The sequence below is a fragment of the Candidatus Wallbacteria bacterium genome (assembly GCA_028687545.1).
Lineage (GTDB): Bacteria > Muiribacteriota > JAQTZZ01 > JAQTZZ01 > JAQTZZ01 > JAQTZZ01.
The window spans coordinates 1-5,384 of sequence record JAQTZZ010000099.1 but is presented as its reverse complement, the minus strand read 5'-3'; the positions used below and the strand labels follow the sequence as shown (position 1 = coordinate 5,384).

Genomic DNA, 5,384 nt, shown 5'->3' with positions numbered 1-5,384 from the left:
AATGACGGCGAAGTTGCTGCTCTGGCAGGCTCCATGGCCCTGAAAGACAACTCGGTTCTGGGTATTTCCATGGGCACGAGCCTCGCATCCGGTTATGTGACCCCTGAAGGCAACATCACCTCCTGGCTCAATGAACTGGCCTTTGTGCCTGTCGACTATCGGAATGACGCACCTGCAGACGAATGGTCAGGTGATAAAGGTTGTGGAGTGCAGTATTTCTCCCAGCAGGCTGTCGGCAGGCTCGCTTCTAATGCAGGTCTCGAATTTCCGGAAAAAATGCCCCTGCCTGAGCGCTTGATCGAAGTGCAGAATCTGATGAGAAAAGGCGACAAGAAGGCAATCGCCATTTTCCGCACGATCGGAGTCTTTTTCGGCTATTCCCTGGCTCATTTCGCTGATTTCTATGATTACAGGAACATGCTGGTGATGGGGCGCGTTACCTCAGGTGCTGGCGGAGATTTGATAATCGAATCAGCAGGCAAGGTTCTGGCGGAGGAATTCCCGGAACTTTCCATCAACCTGACTACACCTGACGAAAAGAGCAAGCGCCACGGCCAGGCTATCGCAGCAGCCAGCCTTCCGAAAACCAATCTCAAGCCGGCTAAAATCGAAGGGGAGATGTAATGAAATTTCATAGACCTGAAGCGGATATATTCGTACCAGACGGAACAGATGCCGAACAGGCTCTCAGCAGGACAACTCATCTCTGCATCTGCGCCCATCAGGACGATATGGAAATTTTTGCCTTCCACGGCATTCTGGAATGCTTCAACCGCAAAGATTACTGGTTCACCGGAGTAGTCCTCACCGACGGCGCTGGAAGCGCCAGAAGCGGCGAATACGGTCAATACAGCGATCAGGAGATGCAGAAAGTCAGATTCAGGGAGCAGCGCAAGGCAGCCCAGATCGGCGAATATTCTGCTCTGATTCAGTTGCTGCACCCGAGTTCTGCCGTCAAGGACAACAACAACCGGCAGGTTGTGGAAGACCTGCTGGAAATACTCAAACTGGCGAAGCCGAAAGTAGTTTACCTTCACAATCCGGCAGACAAGCACGACACCCATGTGGCCACGCTCAGCAAGGCAATCACCGCTCTGCGCAGCCTCTCCCCCGGCTATCTGCCCGACCAGGTGTTTGGCTGCGAAGTCTGGCGAAACCTGGACTGGGTCTGCGACGAAGACAAAGTGGTCCTGCCTGTAGACGGGCATCAGAACCTCTCTGCCGCACTGCTCGGTGTGTTCGATTCCCAGATCGCCGGAGGCAAGCGCTATGACCTGGCCACTGAAGGCCGCCGCCTTTCCAATGCCACCTATTTTCAGTCCCATGAAACTGACACAAACACTGCTTTAACCTATGCCCTGGACCTGATGCCTCTGCTTTTGGATAAAAACCTGAAAATGTCGGATTTTGTTTCAACTCAAATCAGAAAATTTGAACAGGACGCCAGAAATCGAGCGGATAAATTCAACTGAGGTGAAGTAATGGAAATCATCATCCATCAGACCCCTGAAGCAGCAGCAGAACGCAGTGCACGAATCGTTTCCGATCTGATCCGCAACAAGAATGATGTTGTACTTGGCCTGGCCACAGGAAGCACTCCGCTCGCTTTCTACAGGAAGCTGATCGAACTTCACAAAAAAGAAAAACTGTCATTCAAGCGCGTGCGCACCTTCAATCTGGATGAATATGTGGGAATTCCGGCCACCCATCCCCAGAGCTTCAGATACTACATGGAGGAAAATCTCTTTAAGCATATTGACATAGTTCCTGAAAACACACATGTGCCGGATGGAATGATGGAAAACCCCATGCTGTCCGGACCAGCATATGAAATGCTGATCAATGAAGCAGGCGGGATCGATCTGCAGATCCTGGGAATTGGTGCTAATGGCCATATCGGTTTCAATGAACCCACTTCGAGTCTCAGTTCAAGCACCAGGGTCAAAACCCTGACCAAAAAGACACTCTCTGAAAACAAGCGTTTTTTCAAACCTGATGAGTTCCAGCCTTTCCTGGCCATTACCATGGGGATTGCCACGATCATGGAAAGCCGCAGAATTCTGCTTCTCGCTACTGGTGAAAAAAAAGCCGAAGCTGTGGCTGCCACTATCGAAGGTCCGATCAGCTCCATGTGTCCGGCTTCAGTGCTCCAGTGGCATCCCAAGGTTTCCCTGATCCTGGACAGCCAGGCTTCAAGCCTTCTCAAACATACTGAATATTACAAGTTCGTGCTGTCACTGCAGGATGGACTGACAGAAAAATTCGGAGACCCGAGATAAGCGATCAGGAGGAATCATGAAAATTGCCAGCATCCTGCTTTGCATTTTGATTCAGTACTGTGTTCAAGCCATCACTTTACCTGACGTGCCTTTAGTGATTCCAGCGAGCATCTGGAAGCAGAGCCAGGATTCGGGCTATATCTGCGAAGGGATCAGAAAAAACATCAGGCCTGGCGACAGTTTTGTTACAGACGGCTTGATTTTGAGAGTAGTAAAAGTCGATCAAGAGAATGCCCTGCTGCGGCTCACAAAAAATGGCGTGATCGATTGCAGGACTGCTGCGGCCATGACTGCTTTCAACTGGGGGGGTTACCACATTTCAGTGCTGGCTGTCAGCAGCAGCCTGGTGGAGTTCGAGATCTGCCGGGCGGATGAAGTACCCCTGGAGGTCCTCGACTTGAAAAGCGCAGGGTACGCCGGGCAGAGGGCCCGCATCCTGCATGAAATCGAGCGGATCACCCTGCATCACTGCGGAGACGCCAAGCCAATGGCCTTTAACGAGAATCCATTTAAGAAGCTCAGAAATCTGAGGACCTGGGGCCTGCGGGATAAGAACTGGTGGGATGTGCCTTATCATTTTCTGATCACTCCTACAGGAATCATCATTGAAGGCCGGGATTACCATTTTATGGGCGAAACCAGCACTCTTTACAATCCAAAAGGTCATCTGCTGATCAGCGCGATGGGCAATTACGACATCCAGAAACCGACCCCTGAAACCCTGCAGGCCATCATCGACCTGATCGTCTGGGCTGTCGTCAGATTCAACGTACCTCTCGACCAGATCAAGGGGCATCTCGACTATACAAAAGACACCACCTGCCCTGGAGACAATCTTTATCCTTACCTGAAAGACGGAACAATCCTGAAGGGGGTAAAGAAAAAGCTGGGGCTTTCCGATTAACGTTTTCCGGTTGTTCCGAAGCAGTCAAATTCCCTTGCAAATCACCATAATTTTGGGTATAATTAGATTTGTATAGAATATAAGAGTATGGAGTAGGGAGGGAGTATGCAAAAGATCATAGTTTCAATTTTATTTCTTTTTATTTTTTCCAGAGCCATCCATTCCCAGGACACAAATTTATCGGCAGAATCAGATCCTACCAGGCAATGGCTTTACCCTGAACAGGGCTTTTCCCTGAATCTGGACTCAACACATCTTATCAATTTCATTGACGTCACCTGGAACGATGCGGGTGGAGCTGCCAAAGGAACTCTCTTCCTGGACGGCAGATCGTACGGAACCCGTGATATAGGCAACAGCAACATAGAACGCTGGCCCATCAACGCCCAGGCTTCCAGACTGGAAATCCGGGTCAGCTTCGACGTAGCTCAGGTCCTTAATGTCTATGTGGATTACAATCTGAATTTTCCAAACCCGGTTTTCCAGCCCAAGCTGGCCTTTGAACCATCCAATGGAATGCTGTTCGGAGCCTATACCAATGACAACGAATGGCAGGACCTGCTGAACTGCTCCGGAAAAATCCCGGCCCTGCGTGAAACTTACATTGATTTTCCAGCCACTCCTTTTGACAACCGCCAGGATCATCCCGAACAATCCATTTCCAAAATCGGTTTTGGAAACCCGGCCAGCACTCCTGTGATTGCCTGGCTCCCACAGCAGTATCTGCAGCAGATCACAAGCGGAAGCCTGGACAACTATATCCGCGAGCAGGCCAGAGTCAGCAGAATGTTCAGCCGTCCGATCTTCCTGCGGTTCGGTCCCAAGTGCAATGATCCAAGCGTGGCCTGGACCGGAAACCCTGAATTATATAAAGCGGCTTTCCAGCATGTTTATTATATTTTCATGCAGGAAGGGGCAGCTAATGTGGCATTCATCTTCTCAGCAGTTTACGACCGGAACGGACAGAACAGCTGGCAGGCTTACTATCCGGGAGACCAGTTCGTGGACTGGGCTGGCCTTGATGTTTACAACCGCCCTGACAATCCCCTGCTGCTCGATCAGATGCTGGATGCGTTTTACAACGAGTATTCAGGCCGGAAACCCATCATGCTCACAGAGATGGCCTGCTCAGAGATAAGCTCTCAGCCGGATAACAAAGCCTGGTGGATCAATACAGCCTTCTACAACCTGAAAACCAAGTATCCCCGCGTCAGAGCGTTTATCTGGTTCAATGCAGTCGGAGACCAAAACTGGAAAGTATCCTCCTCTCCAGTTGCGCAGAAAGTATTCCATGACGTAATGGCAGACCCTTTCTTCCTGAGCCAGGTCACAGGTGCAACTCCTCCAGCGCCCCCGAACCCCTACAATCCATATAATCCTAGCCCATACAACCCCAATCCCTATAATCCCAATCCATACGCACCGAATCCATACAATCCTAATCCATACAATCCTAATCCATATAATCCTAATCCGTACAATCCTAATCCATATAATCCATATCCGAATCCTTATCCATACAATCCAAATCCAAGTCCTAATCCTTATAACCCGAATCCTGTTCCCAATCCTAATACTTCTGAGACTCCGCTCACTCCATACACTCCACCAAGCCCCTACAGCCCTTCAGTCCCGATCCAGCCCAACGACCCAGGCCAGCCGACTCCTACTCCTTCTCCTACACCTGGACCAGTCAATCCCAATCCAAATCCTAATCCATTGCCGCCTAACCCTAACCATCCCGTTACTCCGCATTGATAAACGCTCCTAATAAAAAACCCGCCTGAGAGCGGGTTTTTTTACTGTTGAAATGCTTTGCTCTTTACTTTTTCAATCCTGCGATCAGTAAACCATGATTGTAGCCATTGTCCCGACTCGGCAGCGGTTATATTCTATATACATGAATCCGCCTTCTCCCCACTGCTTTCCCCCTGAATGTTTCAGGATCCAGCATCCATGGGTTCCCTTTGTGTCGTCCCATCCCACCAGCATCACTGCGTGATTAGGTTTGACCATGGGCAGGGTTTCGTGATTGTAAACACCGCCGCTGTAAAATCCAAAGGTGTCGTCTGCCACCACACCGCAGCCTACAGGTCCGTATTGCATGATAGCCTGCTTGATCACTTCAACCTGTGGCGGTGAATTGAGACTCAGGCTCAGGTATTTCCAGTCTCTGATCTTATAAGGTCTCTGCAGATCCT

6 protein-coding genes are annotated in these 5,384 nt (G+C 50.1%); 5 read left to right on the top strand and 1 reads right to left on the bottom strand.

Going from position 1 to position 5,384, the window contains the following annotated elements; translation table 11 throughout:
• The 5 genes from PHW04_18990 to PHW04_18970 form a co-directional block, all read left to right on the top strand.
• A partial coding sequence (locus tag PHW04_18990) for an ROK family protein (protein MDD2717981.1) occupies window positions 1-624 on the top strand: 624 nt, incomplete at its 5' end.
• Entirely contained in the window at window positions 624-1,472 is an 849-nt protein-coding gene (locus PHW04_18985) for a PIG-L family deacetylase (GenBank protein MDD2717980.1), read from the top strand. The genes PHW04_18990 and PHW04_18985, both read left to right, overlap by 1 nt.
• A gap of 9 nt (window positions 1,473-1,481) precedes the next feature.
• Window positions 1,482-2,279, top strand: a complete 798-nt coding sequence (gene nagB / locus PHW04_18980; GenBank protein ID MDD2717979.1) for a glucosamine-6-phosphate deaminase — start codon at window positions 1,482-1,484, stop codon at window positions 2,277-2,279.
• 16 nt (window positions 2,280-2,295) lie between these two features.
• Window positions 2,296-3,183, top strand: a complete 888-nt coding sequence (locus PHW04_18975) for a peptidoglycan recognition family protein (GenBank protein MDD2717978.1) — start codon at window positions 2,296-2,298, stop codon at window positions 3,181-3,183.
• A 105-nt stretch (window positions 3,184-3,288) separates the two neighbouring features.
• Window positions 3,289-4,941: a glycosyl hydrolase gene (locus PHW04_18970; protein ID MDD2717977.1), complete on the top strand. Its 1,653-nt coding sequence runs from the start codon at window positions 3,289-3,291 to the stop codon at window positions 4,939-4,941.
• Between the two features lie 84 nt (window positions 4,942-5,025).
• Here the strand turns inward: PHW04_18970 and PHW04_18965 are convergent.
• On the bottom strand, window positions 5,026-5,384 hold a 359-nt coding region (locus PHW04_18965), incomplete at its 5' end, for a C1 family peptidase (GenBank protein MDD2717976.1).